Source organism: Pseudomonas syringae pv. tomato str. DC3000, assembly GCF_000007805.1.
GTDB classification, from domain to species: Bacteria; Pseudomonadota; Gammaproteobacteria; order Pseudomonadales; family Pseudomonadaceae; genus Aquipseudomonas; species Aquipseudomonas avellanae.
Genome location: NC_004578.1, coordinates 3,152,879 through 3,170,528, shown reverse-complemented (window position 1 = coordinate 3,170,528; position 17,650 = coordinate 3,152,879). Strand labels below are relative to the sequence as shown.

Genomic DNA, 17,650 nt, shown 5'->3' with positions numbered 1-17,650 from the left:
CCCTGCCCCAGCAGGTAATGCGCAAGGTGGTTGGCGCGTTCGTTCAACTCGCCGTACGTCAGCGAACGACGGCCATGCACGGCCGCAATGGCCTGCGGTTGAAGTGCCGCGCGACGCTCGAACAGGCGGTGCACGGGCAGCTCGCGGGGGTATTCACGGTGGGTATCGTTGAACGTGGTCAGCAGTTGCTCGTGCTCAGCCTCCGGCAGCACCGACGATTCGATCAGGGCGGTTTTCGGTGGCTGCTGCAGTGCCTGCACCAGATGCACAAGGGCCTGTTGCAGATAAGCGCAGATCCGTTGTGGATCAATACCCGGTGCCGCCTGGACCGTCAGGCCGAAATCATCGCCGAAGTCATCGATACACACGGTCAGCGGGTAGTTGCTGCGCTCTTCTGCGTGGATGACCGCAATGCCTTGCCATGCAGCGCTGCTCGCCGGGTCATCGACCTGCGACACCGCGCTGTGGCGGTAATTGAGCAGCGTATTGAACAACGGCGCGCCCGCTGGCAAGGCGCTACAGCGCTGGACCAGCGCCAACTGAGCATGCTCGTGGGCGAGCATGCCGACCAGACGCCCGTGCAGATCGAGCACCGCACTGCGCGCGCTATGCCCGGCCAGGTCCATGCGCAGCGGCAAGGTATTGATAAACACACCCAGAGCGCGCTCACCGCCTTCACCGCCGCGCAGGCGCCCAAGCAGCACGGTGCCGAACACCACGCTGTCGCGCCCGGACAATTGCCCCAGCACCTGGGCCCAGGCCAGGTGCATCAAGGTGGCGGCGCTGACACTCAACTGCCTGGCCTGATCGCGCACCTGGCTGCACAGGGCGCTGTCCAGTTTGAGCCGGGCCTCACCAGGAATCTGCTCGGCGGAGGTCATTGCCAGACCGTATGGCAAGGTCGGCTCATCGACATCGCCCAGTTGCTCGCGGAAGAACGTTTCATGGGCGTCATCGCCAGGCCCTTGCAGGACGTGGGCGATGTAGTTGCGGTACGGCACGGGGGCGGCGAGCCCGGCTTCGTTGCCCAGCAGTATGGCCTGTAACTCGTGGCTCAAGACGTCAAGAGCGATGTGATCCATGATCACATGGTGGTAACGCAGCACCGCGGTGATCCTCTGGTTGTCCGGGTCATGGGCATAAACCAGATGCAGCAGCGGCGCCTGCGTCAGCTCCATGCGCGGCGCATTGAAAAGCTCTGGCAAGGGCGTCTCTTGAATGCGCAGCGGGGCCTGACGCCAGACCACCTGAACCGGCGCTTGCAGGCCTTCCCAGCACAACGCGGTGCGCAGAATGTCGTTGCGCTCGATCACCCGCTGCAAGGCTTGGCAAAAAGCGTCCAGACGCGACGTGTCGGCGAACGCGAATTGCGGCTGCAACAGGTAGGGATCGCGGTCCCCGGCTGTCAGGTGGTGATAAAGAATACCGGTCTGCAAGGGGCCCAGCGGATAGATATCCTGCACATTGGCAGCCCCGCCCGGTACCTGCGCGACGATGCGGTCAATGGCCGCCTGATCCAGCGCTACCAAAGGCAGCAGTTCGGGGGTGATGTGCTGGCAGTGCGCATCGATCAGGTTGGCCGGCACCTGGATTTCGCTGTCGCGACCAACTGCCTCAGCCAGCGCGGCCAGCGTTGGCTGAACGAAAAGAACGCGAATGTCCGCCCTCATGTCCAGACGGCGCATGCGCGCAATCAGGGTCACGGCGAGCAGCGAATGACCGCCCAGTTCAAAGAAATTATCCTGCCGACCGACCTGCTCCACTTGCAGCAGCTCCCCCCAGAGGCTGGCGAGGGCGATTTCGACCGCGCCGTGCGGCGCTTCATAAGCCCGGCTGGCGAGGCTGTCACGATCCGGTGCTGGCAGGCTTTTGCGGTCCAGTTTGCCGTTCGCCGTTATCGGCAGGCCGGCAAGCCGGACAAAGGCCGCAGGCACCATGTAATCAGGCAGCAACCCCGACAGCCAGGCGCGCAACTGCTCGATATCCAGCCCGGTCTGGTCTTCAGCGCAGGTGTAATAGCCCACCAGACGCTTGTCTCCGGGCACATCCTCGCGCGCCACGACCACAGCGTCGAGAACCTGTGGATGATCATTCAGGCGAGACGCGATCTCACCCAGCTCGATACGGAAACCGCGAATCTTGACTTGCTCGTCGTTACGGCCCAGGTATTCCAGGCTGCCGTCGGCCATCCAGCGCGCCAGGTCACCGGTCCGGTAAATGCGCGCATCTGCGGCGTGGCTGAACGGGTTATCGAGGAACCGTTCGGCGGTCAGTGCTTCACGGTTCAGGTAGCCGCGTGCCACTCCGGCACCACCGACATACAGCTCGCCGACCACACCGAGCGGCACCGGCTCGCCGCAGGTGTCGAGGACATACAATTGCAAATCGGCAATGCGCTTGCCGATCGGGCTGGCGCCGACACGCTGGGCGTCTTCGGGCTGCACCGGGTAATAGGTCACGTGCACGGTGGTTTCGGTGATGCCGTACATGTTGACCAGTTGGGTGGCGGCGTTCACGTTGCGGGCGTACCACGGCTTGAGCATCGCTGTTTCCAGCGCTTCACCGCCGAAAATCACCTGGCGCAGCGAATGCGCCTGCGGATTCTCGCCCTGGGCAGCAATCAGCTGGCGAAACGCACTCGGCGTCTGGTTGAGCACCGTCACCCCGGCGCTGCACAGCAGCGCGTAGAAGTCTTCAGGCGAGCGGCTGACCAGTTGCGGCACGATCAACAAACGCCCGCCGTGCAGCAACGCGCCCCAGATTTCCCAGACCGAGAAGTCGAAGGCAAACGAGTGGAACAGCGACCAGACGTCCTGTTCGTTGAAACCGAACCAGTCTTCGGTGGCCGAGAACAGTCGCGCAACATTGCGGTGTTCGATCATCACCCCCTTGGGCAGGCCGGTGGAGCCGGAGGTGTAGATCACATACGCCAGGCTCGTGGGCTTGACCGACACCTGCGGATTACGCTCGGATTCGTCCTGCAAACCGGCCTCGTCGAGGCTGATCACCGGCACTTGCGACACCGGCAAGGCGGCCTGCACTGACCGCTGGCTCAGCAACGCTACCGGCGCGCTGTCGCCGAGGGTGTAGGCAATGCGCTCCAGAGGGTAAGCCGGGTCCAGTGGCACGTAGGCGGCACCGGCCTTGAGAATCCCCAGCAGGCCCGCGATCATTTCCAGGCCACGATGCGTGCAGATGGCGACACGGTCATCCTCACCGATGCCCAGGCCAATCAGGCGATGCGCGATTTTGTTGGCCTGGGCGTTAAGCGTCGCGTAGCTCCACGATTGGTCTGCAAAACTCACGGCAATCGCATCTGGCGTGCGCTGCACCTGCGCTTCAAACTGGCTGTGCAGGGTCTGCCCTTGCGGGTAAACCACGTCGGGTGCATTGAAGCCCTCGGTCAACTGCCGACGCTCGGCCTCCGACAACAGCGCAATGTGGTTCACCACCGTCTGGCCATCAGCGACCATGCCACGCAGTATCGCCTCCAGATAACCCAGATAGCGCTCGACGGTGCTGCGGTCAAACAGCGCGGTGGCGTATTCCACGATGCAGCGGAAATGTTCGGCGCTGTCGCCGACGCTCAGCGCCAGGTCGAACTTTGCGAAAGCCGCCTGCTCATCCAGCGGTTCCAGTTGCAGATCGCCCAGTTGCAAGTCCAGGCCCTGACTGCCATCCCAGGTCAGTGATGCCTGGAATAACGGGCTGTGCGCCAGGCTGCGCGGCGGCCGCAGGCGCTCCACCACTTGCTCGAAAGGCAGGTCCTGATGGTCCTGCGCTGCCACCACGCGGGCCTTGATGCGCGCCAGCAGCGTCACGGCATCCGGCTCGCCGGACGTGTCCACACGCACGGCCAGGGTATTGACGAACAGGCCGATCAAGCCTTCGATTTCGGCGCGACGACGGTTGGCCACCGGCATGCCGACAACGACCTCTTCCTGGCCGGACAACCGCGACAGTAATACCGCCCAAGCCCCCATGAACAGCATGAACGGTGTCACCGACTGGGCCTGGCAGAACGTTCTGATGTCAGTGCTCAGGCGCGCATCCAGAGTCAGCGCGACGCTGGCCCCGGAGTAGTCCTGATGCGCAGGACGTGGTCGGTCGGTCGGTAATGTCAGCAACACCGGCGCGCCCGTCAGCGCCTGCTGCCAGTAATCAGCCTGATGGCTCAAGCGTTCGGCGTCCAGCCAGGTGCGTTGCCACACAGCGTAATCGCCATATTGCAGCGTCAGCGGGGGCAGCGGATCAGCCAGCCCTTGGCTGAACGCCTGATACAGCGCGGTCAGTTCACGGGTCAGTACACCCAGCGACCAGCCGTCGGCAACGATATGGTGCACGGTCAGCAGCAGTACGTGGCGTTCTTCGGCCAGGCACAGCAGACGACCGCGAACAGGCAGGTCGTGGCGCAGATCGAAGGGCTGCGCGGCTTCTTCCTGGGCTACCGCGCGCAAGGCATCGGCGCCGTGACCACGCAAATCCTGCCAGCAGATGTCCGGCACTGAAGTGATGGGCGCCGCCTGCACCCAGGCGATATCGTCTTCCTGGCTGAAGCGGCTGCGCAGGCTGTCGTGACGGGCCACGATGCGCTCCAGTGCACGTTTCAAGGCACGGCTGTCCAGCGGGCCGGTCAGTTTAAGGCCCAACGAAATGTTGTAGGCGCTGTTGGCGTCTTCCATCTGCGCCATGAACCAGATGCGCTGTTGCGCAGACGACAACGGTACCGGGCCATTGCGCGGCTGCACATCGATGGCCGGCAACTGGCTGCGCGCAGCGGCGGCCAGGCACTGGGCCACGGCGCTCAACGCGCTGTCGGCGAACAGGTCGCCCAGTGTCAGTTCAAGCGAGAGACGCTGGCGCACCTGAGACACCATGCGCATGGCCAGCAGCGAATGGCCGCCCAGTTCAAAAAAGCGGTCCTGACGCCCTACCCGCTCGACCTGCAGCAATTCGCTCCAGATGGCGGCCAGTGCGTTTTCCAGATCACCTTGCGGTGCCTGGTATTCCCCGCTTGATAGCGCGCTGCGGTCAGGCACCGGCAGGGCCCGGCGATCAACCTTGCCGTTGGCCGTCAATGGCCAGCTGTCTAGCCGCACCAGTGCGCCGGGCACCATGTAAGCGGGCAATCGGGCGGCCAGTGCCGTGCGCAGGTCTTCCAGGCGGGAGGGTGTAGCGTCTGCGCGTTCGGTGAAGTAACCGACCAGACGCGGCTGGCCTGGTTCATCTTCGCGCGCCAGCACCAGCGCTTCTTCGATGCCCGGAAGCTGGCTGAACTGGCTTTCGATTTCACCCAGTTCGATGCGCACGCCACGAAGCTTTACCTGATCGTCGTTACGACCCAGGTATTCCAGGGTGCCGTCCGGGTTCCAGCGCGCCAGATCGCCGGTGCGGTACATGCGGGCTTGAGGCGGCTCGGCAAACGGATCGCGCAGAAAGCGCTCGGCGGTCAGTTGCGGCTGGTTCAGGTAGCCACGCGCAACACTCTCGCCGCCGATGTACAACTCGCCAGCCACGCCAAACGGGACCAGCTTGTGCAGGCTGTCCAGCAGGTACACGGAGGTGTTGGCGATCGGTTTGCCGATGTCCAGGCTACCGTTAGGCAACAAACGGCCTGAGGTGGCGACCACGGTGGTTTCGGTCGGGCCATAGTTGTTGATCACGGCGAAGCCCGGATCGCGATGAAACTGACGCAAACGGTCGCCGCCGATCAATAGCGTGCGCAGCGTCGGGTGACGCAGGTCACGGCTGAATGCGTATTCCGCGACCGGGGTCGGCAGAAACGCGACCTGCAGCGGCTGCGCCAGCCACCAGTCGAGCAACGCATCAAGCTGTTCGTTGCCGATGTCAGCCGGCGGCAGATGCAGCGTGGCCCCGGCACACAGGGCTGGCCAGACTTCCCAGGCCATCGCATCGAAGCCAAACCCCGCCACGCTGGCGGTGTGGCTGCCGGCACGCAAATCAAACGCCTCGCAGTGCCAGTCGATCAGGTTGTTCAGCGTGCGGTGTTCGACCATCACGCCCTTGGGCTGCCCGGTCGAGCCGGAGGTGTAGATCACATAGGCCAGATGGCTTGACGTCAAGTCGGCGAGCTGTGGGTTGCCCGTTTTTGCTGGCCAGTCCGAGCGTTCAAGATCGATCAGCAGTGCCTTGGGCCCTGGCAGGCTGAGCCCTTCAAGGCGGGGCAGCAATGCCGGTTGCGTCAGTACCGCCAATGGCGCGCTGTCGGTCAGCAGGTAGGCCACACGCTCGTCAGGGTGCGCTGGGTCGATGGGCACGTAGCCAGCACCGGATTTGAGCACCGCCAGCAGGCTGACCAGTGTCTCCAGACCCCGCCGGGCGACCACCGCCACGCGGTCGTCCGGGCGTACGCCGAGGCTGATCAGGTGATGCGCAAGGGCGTTGGCGCGCTGGTTCAGTTCTCCATAGCTCAGGCAGTGTTCGCCCACTTGCGCGGCGATGGCGTCAGGGCGTGCCTGGGCCTGCTGTTCGATGCGCTGCTGGAGGGTCAGTGCGCGTTGGTACTCGGCATGGTGGTCGTTGAAGCCCTGCAGCAATTGCGTACGCTCACTGGCGGGCACGATATCAAGCTGCGCGACCGGCATCTGCGGCGTCTGCTCAAGCGCATCAATCACGCTTTCCATCGCCCGTTGCAGGTAGGCGCATATGCGTTGCGGCTCGATGCCCGCGGACGTTTGCGCAGTGAAGCCGAACGCCTCGCCCAAGTCATCGACGCTCAGCACCAGCGGGTAGTTGCTGCGCTCCTGCGCCTGCAGCACTTCAATGCCCTGCCAGGTTTCGCCGGATGCCTGCGCCGGTGCGCTGTGGCGATAATTGAGCAAGGCGTTGAACAGCGGCGTCGGCGCTTGTACGCCGCTGCAACGCTGGGCCAGCGCCAGCGGTGCATGTTCGTGGCGCATCAGGGCGGTCAGGCGCTGGTGGGTGGTGCGCACCGCACCCCGCACGTCCTGGTCGTCCAGATCGAGACGCAGCGGCAATGTGTTAATGAAAATGCCCAGCGCCCGCTCCGTGGCCTCGGCGCCCAGCAGGCGGCCCATCAGTACGGTGCCGAACACCACGCGCGGCTGCCCGGTCAGGCCTGCCAGCACCTGTGCCCAGCCCAGATGGAACAGGCTGGCGACGCTGACCCCGAGGGTTCGCGCCTGGGCGCGCAAACGCTGGCACAGCAGCAGGTCAAGCGTAATGCTGTGCTCTTCAAGGTCATCGCCGTCGCCGCTCAGGTCTTGCAGGCCATAAGCCAGGGTCGGCTCGTCGAGGTCGGCGAGCATCTCGCGGAAAAACGTTTCATGTTCTTCTTCGCTGACACCCAGCAGCGCCTGCCCCACGTAGTTGCGAAACGGCACCGGCACACCCAGCGCGTTGGCCTGGCCGAGCAGGCAGGCCTGTATTTCATGCCGCACCACTTCAAGGGCGCTGTGGTCCATCGCGATGTGGTGGAACAGCAGCGTGGCCTTCACCCCATGACCGTCCGCAGGCGCGGATTCATGACAGACCAGACGCATCAACGGCGCCTGGCCCAGGTCCATCGTGACGCCTGCGCCAGTCGATACGCTGTCGACCTTCAGTTCAGCGTGACGCCAGACCACCTGCACCGGGGTGTCCAGCCCGTCCCAATGCACGGAGGTGCGCAGGATGTCGTGGCGATTGATGACCGTTTGCAATGCCTGGGCGAACGCCTCCAGACGTGGCTGATCGGAAAAAGCGAACTGCACCTGCATGACATACGGATCGCCCTGAGTGGCGGTCACGTGGTGATACAAAATGCCCTGCTGCAAGGGCGCCAGCGGATAAAGGTCCTGCACATTGGCAGCCCCTCCCGGTATCAGATCGAGCAGACGATCAATCGCGACCTGATCAAGCTCGACCAGCGTCAGCATCCCGGGCGTGATCCGCTCGCAGCCCGGCACGATGCCATTGGCCGGCAATACCAGCGCCCCGCGTTTGCCACTGCGGTAATCGCCCTGTTCGATGAGTTCGATCAGCGCTGGCTTGTGGGCGCGCAAATGGTCCAGCAAGCCGTTGTCGCTCAAGGCACGGCGATTGCCCTGCACCACCAGTTGTCCATCCTTGACCGTCAGCTGGATATCGTGAGCTTTGAGTGTTGCCAGAAGTTCGTTGATGCTCACAGGATAATCTCCATGTTTTCTGTGATGGCTGCGTAGCCCGCCAGCGTAGGTTGTTCGAAGAGCGCCCGGACATCGGCCTCGATGCCTTCCTGGCGCAAGCGCGCCGTCAGGCTTACCGCCAGCAGCGAGTGGCCGCCCAGTTCGAAAAAGTTGTCGTGCCGCCCGACCAGCTCCACGCCGAGCAGGTCGGCCCAGAGGTTGGCCAAGAGGGTTTCGGTCTCGCCTTGCGGGGCTTCGTAAGGCCGGGTCAGCAGCGCGTCGACGCCCGGTGCAGGCAAGGCCTTGCGATCCAGCTTGCCGTTGGGGGCCAGCGGCATCTCGTGCAGGTGCACATAAAGGGCCGGCACCATGTAATCGGGCAGACGCGCGCGAAGCAGCTCGCGCAAGGTCTCGATGGGCAGCAGCGTGCCGGTGTAATAGGCAACCAGTCGCTGGCCGCCCGGCGGCTCGTCACGCACCAGCACCACGGCCTGTTGAATGTCTGGGTGGGCGGTCAGGCAGGCCTGAATATCACCCGGCTCGATACGCAGGCCGTGGATTTTCACCTGATCGTCGTTGCGCCCCAGAAACTCCAGCAGGCCGTCCGCCCGCTGACGCACCAGATCGCCACTGCGGTATAAGCGGTCGCCACTCACAAAAGGGCTGTCGATGAAGCGCTCGGCATCCGCCTGCGGCAGGTTCAGGTAACCGCGTGTCACACCGGACCCGCCAATGTGCAACTGACCGCTCACCCCTTGCGGCACGGGCTGGTCTTGCGCATCGAGCACATACATGCGGGTGTTGCTGATCGGCCGACCGATGGGCAACACGCTGCCTGGCACGGGCTGATGAGGCTCCAGTGTCCAGACGCTGCAATCCACCGTGGTTTCGGTCGGGCCATAGACGTTATGCAGGCGCACCTGCGGCAGCCGCTGGCGTAACTGTTCGGCCAGCGCGACGGTCAATTCGCCACCGCCGCAAACAATGTCGGTCAGGCTGTGGCAATCGCGGCTTTGCGGCAGGTCGAGAAACTGCTGCAACAGCACGGGCACGAACTGCACCACGCTGATCCGGCGTTCCTGAATCACCTGGGCCACATAAGCCGGATCGCGTTGGCCATCAGGGCGTGCCAGCACCAGCGCAATGCCGCTGCTCAACGGCCAGAAAATCTCCCAGACCGACGCGTCGAAACTGATGGGGGTTTTGTGCAGCAGCGCCGAACCCGAGGTCGGCGGGCACAGCCGTGAGCTCCACTGCACCAGGTTGCTGACGTTGCGATGCTCGACCATCACCCCTTTTGGCGTGCCGGTGGAGCCGGAGGTGTAGATGACATAGGCCAGATGATTCGGCGTCAGGTCGGTGACCCGTGGATTGGCAACGTGCTGCATGTCCCAGTCGGCGCTGTCCAGATCGACACGCGGTGTACCTTCATCGTCGAGCAGTGCGCGGGTGGTCGCCTGCGTCAACAGTGCGATGGGCGCGCTGTCCTTGAACATATAGTGCAGGCGTTCGCGCGGATAACTCGGGTCCAGCGGCACATAAGCACCACCGGCCTTGAGGATCGCCAGCAGGCCGACCACCATACCAACGCCGCGCTCGACACAAATCGCTACGCGGTCGTCAGGACGTACACCCAGCTTGATCAGGTGATGAGCCAGGCAGTTGGCCTGCTCGTTGAGCTGCCGAAAGCTCAATTGCGAGCGTCCGGCGCGCACAGCGACCGCCTGCGGGGTGCGCGCAACCTGGGCTTCAAACAGGCCCTGCAAGGTTTGCTGCAAGTCGTGATGCACGTCAGTGGCGTTGAAATCGACCAGTAAACGCTGACACTCGTCGGCAGGCAGCACCGGCAGGCGCTGAAGTGGCAGATCCGGCTGGTTTTCCAGTGCGTCGAGCATGCCGGCCAGCACCTGTTGCACATAGCCGCAGATACGCCGGGCGCCGATTTCGGATGGCACCGTGACACTCAGGCGCAGGCTGTCGCCCAGATCATCGACGTTGAGGCTCAGTGGATAGTTGGTGTGTTTCTCGCTGGCGAGAATGTCCAGTCCTTGCCAGGCATCGTGCTGTGCATCCTGGCGGGCCTGGCCTGCGGCATGTCGATAGTTGAGGATTGCGCTGAACAACGGCAGCGGCGCGGCCACCCCGCTCCAGCGCTGCGCCTGGGCCAGCGACGCGTGCTCGTGGCCGAGCAGTTGGGCCAGACGGGCATGTGTGGCGCGGGCACCGTCACGCACGCCGACGTTGTCCAGATCGATACGCAGCGGCAGGGTGTTGATGAACATGCCCATGCCTCGGTCGGCACCCGCCCCGCCTTGCAAGCGACCCAGCAGCACCGTGCCGAAAACCACGCGCGGGTTACCGGTGGCAGCGGCCAGTACGCGCCCCCATGCCAGATGAAGCAGGCTGGCAACGCTGACCCCCAGTTGCCGCGCCTGACTGCGCAGCCCGCGCAACAGTGCGTCGGGTATTACCTGCCGGGCTTCCTCAATGGTACGGCTGTCACCCTGCACATCGCGCAGGTCGAACGGTAGGGTTGGCGCGTCGATGTCGCCCAGCTGTTCGCGAAAGTACGCTTCGTGCTCGGCTTCGCTGACGCCCAGACGTGCCTGCGCCACATAGTTGCGATACGGCACGGCGGGCAGTGTAGGGCCGGGCTCGCCGCGCAGATGAGCGAGCATTTCCTCGCGCATCACTTCAAGGGCCGTGGCATCCACCACGATGTGATGGAACTGCAGCGTTGCCGACAGGCCAGCGCCGGTTGCGTCCGGGCTGTAGAGCAGGCGAATCAGCGGCGCACGCGCAAGGTCCATGCGTGCCGCGCCCGGTTCGGCGTCAATCTGCGCCGACGCAACATGCTCGACTGTCAGATCGGCGTGCCGCCAGACCACCTGTTGCGGCACTTCCAGCCCTTGCCAGACAATTGCGGTACGCAGGCTGTCGTGGCGCGCGATGACCGTGCGCAAGGCAGCGGCGACAGCGTTCAACCGGTCCAGGCTGTCGACATTGATGCGTAATTGCAGCAGGTACGGGTCGCCCTGTTCGGCCGTCAGGTGGTGATAAAGAATGCCTTCCTGCAACGGTGCCAACGGATAGATTTCCTGCACATTGGCCGCCCCGCCTGGCACCGTGGCGACAATGCGGTCGATAGTCGGCTGGTCGAGCCGGGTCAGGCTCAACAGCTCAGGGGTGATGTGCGTGCAGCCCGTCGGCACGCGATTGACCGGTGCGCTGATCTCGCGGCCCTTGCCCACGGAGGCAGCAAGTGCAGCCACGGTGGGCTGGCCCAGCAACACCCGTACATCGACGCTCAAGCCGATGGTGCGCAGGCGCTCGACCAGGCTGACCGCCAGCAGCGAATGACCGCCCAGTTCAAAGAAGTTGTCGTGACGGCCGACGTGCGCAAGGCCGAGCACTTGCGCCCAAAGCTGCGCCATGACGGTTTCTGTTTCGCCCTGCGGTGCCTCGTAGGCCTGCCCGGTCAGCGCTTGCAGATCCGGGTCTGGCAGTGCGTTGCGATCCAGCTTGCCGTGGCTGGTCAGCGGCAACGATTGCAGGCGCGTAAAGGCCAGCGGCACCATGTGCGGCGGCAAACAAGCCTGTAGCGCCTCGCGCAGGGTTTCGGGTTCCACAGCGGACACTTCGGTGTACCAGGCCAGCAAGCGCTCGCCGCGCACCAGCACCACGGCGTCTTTGACGTCGGCCTGGCGGGCAAGCACTGCCTCGATCTCGCCCAGCTCGATGCGCATGCCGCGGATCTTTACCTGATCGTCGTTACGGCCCAGGTAATCCAGGCTGCCGTCGACATTCCAGCGCACCAGATCGCCGCTGCGATACATGCGCGCCTGCACTTTGTCACTGAACGGATCGGCGACAAAGCGCTCTTCGGTCATTTGTGGCTTGTTCAAATAGCCACGAGCAACGCCTGCGCCGCCAATGTACAGCTCGCCGATGACCCCGACCGGAACGGGTTGCAGTTGCTCATCCAGCACGTAGACGCGGGTGTTGGCGATCGGACCGCCAATGTGCAGCGGGCCGCCCGGCGTTACCGGCCCGGAGGTCGCTACCACTGTGGTTTCAGTCGGGCCGTAGTTATTGATCACCGCAAAGCCGGGGTCGCTGTCGAACTGACGCAAACGGTCGCCGCCGATCAGCAGCGTGCGCAGCGTCGGGTGCTGCCGAGGGCGTCTGAACGCCTGTTCAGCCACCGGCGTGGGCAGGAAACTGACCTGCAGCGGTTGCTCCAGCCACCAGTCGAGCAGTTCATCGACGTGTTCGTTGCCCACCTGCGCGGGCGGCAGGTGCAGCACGGCACCGGCACACAACGCTGGCCAGACTTCCCAGGCCATTGCATCAAAACCGAAACCAGCCACGCTCGCCGTATGGCTGCCTGCATGCAGAGAGAACGCCTGACAGTGCCAATGCACCAGATTGGCCAGCGTGCGGTGCTCGACCATCACGCCTTTGGGTTGGCCGGTGGAGCCTGAGGTGTAAATCACGTAGGCCAGGTTTTGCGCATCAAGGCCCTGCACCTGGGGATTGCTGTCGGGGTGCGAATGCACCTCGGCCTGCTCGATGTTCACCTGAGCGATATCGCCCACCAGAGCGAGGGTCGCGTGCTCGGTCAGCACCAGACGCGGCGTGCTGTCTTGCAGCAGGTAGGCGATACGCTCGGCCGGGTACACCGGATCTACCGGCACATAGGCGGCACCCGCCTTGAGTACGGCGAGCATGGCGATCAGGCGTTGCGGCCCACGATGCAGGCACAGCGCGACCCGCTCGTCCGGCCTGACTCCCAGGCTGATCAGGTGATGCGCGAGGCGATTGGCCTGCTGGTTGAGCTGGGCATAGGAAAGGCTGGTGCCATCCTGAATCAGCGCAGGGCTTTGTGGCGTTCTGGCAACCTGCGCTTCAATCAGCGCGTGCACGGTGAGACGCTCCGGGAACGCCTGTCTGGCAGGGTTGAAGTCTTCCAGCAAGTGCAGGCGCTCGTCTGCGTCGAGGATCGAAACGTTGTCCAACGCCAACGGCCAGGCCCGTTCCAGCGCCTGAACCAGTTGCTCCAGGGTATTTTGCATCCAGCCCGCCACACGCTCGGCGCCCATGCCCTGCATGGCCAACACGTGCAGGTCGAAGTTCTCGCCCAAGTCATCGACGCTCAGGGTCAGCGGGTAGTTGCTGCGCACATCACCGCCGAGCACCCGCACGCCTTGCCACAGCCCTTCGCCGTCGTGCGGCTTCACCTCGGCGCTGTGGCGGTAGTTGAGCAAGGCGCTGAACAGCGGCGTACCCGAAGCCACGCCGCTGCAACCCTGAGCGAGTACCAGCGACGCCTGTTCATGGGCGATCAGCGCAGCAAGCCTTGAATGCACAGCTTTCACCGCTGCACGGGTGGCAAGCGCGGTGTCGACCCGCAACGGCAGCGTATTGATGAACACCCCTAGCGCCCGCTCGGCACCCTCGCCGCTCATGCGCCCAAGCAAAACGGTGCCGAACACCACGTCGCGGCGGTTGGCGAGCACGCTGAGCACCCGGGCCCAGGCGACGTGCATCAAGCTGGCGGCGCTCACGCCGAGTTGGCGGGCCTGCTCGCGTAGCCGCAGCGCCAGATCGTTGTCGAGTGTGCGCCGATCTTCTTCGATACCGCTGCCATCTGCAGGCACATCATGTATACCGAAAGGCAGGGTCGGTTCTTCGACATCAGCGAGCATTTCACTGAAGAACGCCTTGTGGCACGCGTCGTCGTTGCGCAGGTTCACGTGTGCCACGTAGTTGCGGTACGGCACTGGCGTTTTCAGCGCCGAATACTGCCTGGACAGCAGTGCCTGCATTTCTCGGCTGACCACTTCCATCGCGGTGTTATCGAGCACCAGGTGATGGAACAACAGAATCGCCACTGTTTCGCCGCTCGACGAATCGCGGGCATGCACCAGACGCATCAAGGGGGCCTGGGCCAGGTCCAGCCGGTGGCTTCGGGCGTCATACCGCCGTTGCAGGCGATCAATGACTGAAATCTGTGAGTCTTCGGCCTCGAAATCGACGGCCTGCAACGTCAGTTCGGCACGGCGCCAGACCACTTGCTGCGGGCTTTCCAGCCCTTCCCAGACCACCGAGGTGCGCAGAATGTCGTGGCGGTTGATGACCTGTTGCAAGGCCGCGGCCCAGGCGTGAAGACGCTCAAGGCTGTCGAACGCCAGACGCCATTGCAGCAGGTACGGATCGCCCTGCCCGGCGGTCAGGTGGTGATAGAGGATGCCCTTCTGCAAGGGTGCCAGCGGGTAGATTTCCTGCACGTTGGCGGCACCGCCTGGCACGCTGGCAACAATTTGGTCGATAGCGGCTTGTTCGAGCGACACCAGGCTCAACATGTCCGCAGTGATTCGCGTACAGCCTGGCGGAACGCGGTTTTCGGGTACCTGGAACGCCTCTGTGTTGCTTGCGGCAGTGTTGCACGCGGCCAGCGCAGCCAGTGTCGGCTGGCTGAGCAGCACATGCACATCGGCTTGCAAACCTGCCTTGCGCAACTGCTCGACCAGCTTGACCGCCAGTAACGAATGGCCACCCAGCTCGAAGAAGTTATCGTGCCGCCCTACCCGTTCCACGCCGAGCACCTGCGCCCAGATGGCCGCCATTGCGATTTCCACCTCGCCCAGTGGCGCCTCGTAAGCGTGACCGAGCAAGTACGCAGGATCCGGGTCGGGCAGCGCACGGCGGTCAAGTTTGCCGTTGGCAGTCAATGGCAGCGAAGGCATGCGCGTGAAGGCTCGCGGCACCATGTAACCGGGCAAAAGTGCTCGCAGCGCATGATTCAGTGCATCGGTATCGACCGCAGACGTTTCAGTGAACCAGGCCAGTAGATGGAAATCGCGGACCAGCACCACGGCGTCTTTCACGCCTTGCTGGCAGGTCAGCACCGCCTCGATTTCACCCGGTTCGATGCGCATGCCGCGAATCTTCACCTGGTCGTCGTTGCGGCCCAGGTAATCCAGTGTGCCGTCGGCGTTCCAGGCCACCAGGTCGCCGCTGCGGTACATCCGCGCGCTTGCGACGTCACTGAACGGGTCGTGAATAAAGCGCTCTTCGGTCAGTTGCGGCTGGTTCAGGTAGCCACGCGCCACACCCGCACCGCCGATGTAAAGCTCACCGGGGACGCCCGGCGGCAGGGGCTGCAAGTGCCCATCAAGCACATAAACCCGGGTATTGGCGATGGGTACGCCGATGTGCAGCGAACCGCTGGCAAATACCTGGCCGGAGGTGGCAACCACCGTGGTTTCGGTCGGGCCATAGTTGTTGACCACGGCGTAACGGCGGTTGTGGGCAAACTGACGCAGGCGGTCGCCGCCGATCAATAACGTGCGCAGGGTCGGGTGTTCATCGTCCTGGCTGAACGCGTATTCAGCCACCGGGGTAGGCAGAAAACTGACATCCAGCGGCTGGGCGCGCCACCAGTTGAGCATGGCTTCGATGTCTTCGCCGCTTTCCTGGACCGGGGCCAGATGCAGGGTTGCACCCGCACACAGGGTTGGCCAGACCTCCCAGGCCATCGCGTCAAAGCCGAAACCTGCCAGGCAGGAGGTGTGGCTGCCCGCCTTCACGTCAAACGCCGCGCAGTGCCAGTCCACCAGACTGGCCAGCGTGTGGTGCTCGACCATCACGCCCTTTGGCTGGCCGGTGGAACCCGAGGTGTAGATCACGTAGACCAGGTTGTCACGGCTAAGGCCCGACACCTGCGGATTGCTGTCATCGCCCTGGCTATGCGCGCAGTGATCCAGCTCGATCAGCGGCACCGCCAACGGCGGTAAGCGATCCGCCAGCGACGATAGTGTCAACACGGCCACCGGCGCGCTGTCGCTCAGCAAGTAATTCAGGCGTTCGCGGGGGTGCGACGGGTCGATGGGCACATAAGCTGCCCCCGCTTTGAGAATCGCCAGCAAACCGATCAAGGTTTCCAGGCTGCGGCGCGAAACAACAGCGACGCGATCATCCGGGCGCACGCCTTGGTCGATCAGGCGCCGGGCCAAGGCATTGGCGTGCCGATTGAGTTGTGCGTAGGTCAGGTGTTGTCCCTGAAACGCGGCTGCCACGGCATGTGGGAACGCATGGGCCTGTTGCTCGATGCGCAGATGAATCAACGGTTCATCGCCGGGTTCTGTTTGTGTCTGGTTCCAGTGCTGCAGGTGCAACTGCTCGGCAGGTGTCAGCAGTTGGAAATCATCGATTTGCAGCGCCGGGCTTTCAACACCCTGCTCCAGAATATGCAGCAGGCGCCCCGCGATAGCTTGTGCCTCGGCATCGTCGATCCAGGCCCGATGGTGGACCATGTGCAGCGAGGCGTCGTCGTTGAGGCTGTTGCTGCGCAAATGAATGGCCAGAGGCGTCGCTTCAAAACCATTGGAGACTTTCACCGTTTTTGCCTGGGCCTCGCCGTAGCGGTAGGCATGGTCTTCCAGCTCGTAGGAGACCGAGACTTCAAACAGCTGCGCGCGCTCTTCACGGGACAATTCCAGGCTGCGATTCAGCTCGCTGAGTGGAAAGCGTTGATGACGGAAATCGCGTTTCAGCGCGTCACGCACCTCGATCACCAGCGCGCCGAAGTCCAGCCCTTCGGCGAAGGCCATACGCACGGCACTTACCTGGGCAAAGTGGCCCAGTGTGGCCTTGAAGTGCGCGCCGGTGCGGTTGAGCAACGGCAACCCGACCACCCATTCCTTGCGTTGCGTCGTGCGCGTGAAGTAGACGTGCAAGGCCGCCAGCAACACATGAAACGTCGAGGCATTGTGGCTTTCGGCGAATTTTTTCATGCGCGCATGCAGCGCTTCGGGCAGCGCCTGCACCCAGGCATGCGACGGTGCCGGATCGGTTGACCGGCGGTTGTGATAGCGAGACACCAGCAATGGCTCGGGCAGATTCTGGTATTTATCCAGCCAGTAGGCCTTGTCCTTGGCGAAGCGTGGCGATGCGTGATACCGGACGTCGTCGACGATGAAATCGCTGTAGCGCGGCGCGTCGAGTTCAAGGCTATGGCCCTCGACCTGCGCGGTGTACAGCTCACCCAGTGACTTCATCATCTGCCCGAAACCCCACCCGTCAAGAATCAGGTGGTGGGCCTGGCTGGCCAGCCAGTAACGATCCGTGGCCAGACGAATCAGGCAAAACTCGACCAAGGGACGGCCATCGAAAACACACGGACGCTGCATCTGCTCGCTGATCAGCGCCAAGGCTGAGCTGGCCGGATCGAGGTGATCGCTGAAGTCGTGCACTGCCAGCGGCATGGGTATGGACGCCGCGTAAGTCTGAAGAGGCAAGCCATCCGCGCCGGCCCCTGGCATCAACACGGTGCGCAAGCCTTCGTGGGCTGCAACCAGTTGCGCCAGCGCACGCTGCAGGGCCTGGGCATCCATCGGTCCGGTTATCTGCAGGTAGCCGCCGATGTTGTAGAGCGGAGAATCGCCACGGCTGATCTGGTCAAGCCAGATGTCACGCTGGGCGGCGGTCAGGGAGAATGTTGGGGCGACAGAGGCACGCAT

General features: G+C 63.7%; 2 protein-coding genes (1 of these 2 only partly in view). Both read right to left on the bottom strand.

The window, feature by feature from the left end; translation table 11 throughout:
- Nucleotides 1-8,147, bottom strand: the 5' end (the start) of a protein-coding gene (locus PSPTO_RS14625; RefSeq protein ID WP_011104220.1) for a non-ribosomal peptide synthetase. 9,643 nt of this gene lie to the left of the window's left edge; the window shows 8,147 of its 17,790 coding nt (coding positions 1-8,147); the start codon lies at nucleotides 8,145-8,147; its stop codon lies off the left edge, out of view.
- Nucleotides 8,144-17,650: a non-ribosomal peptide synthetase gene (locus PSPTO_RS14620; protein WP_011104219.1), complete on the bottom strand. Its 9,507-nt coding sequence runs from the start codon at nucleotides 17,648-17,650 to the stop codon at nucleotides 8,144-8,146. The genes PSPTO_RS14625 and PSPTO_RS14620 overlap by 4 nt, the downstream gene beginning before the upstream one ends.

Excerpts from the sequence above, each read along its gene's own strand:
- PSPTO_RS14620 (WP_011104219.1), bottom strand. The coding sequence starts at position 17,650 with ATGCGTGCCTCTGTCGCCCCAACATTCTCCCTGACCGCCGCCCAGCGT.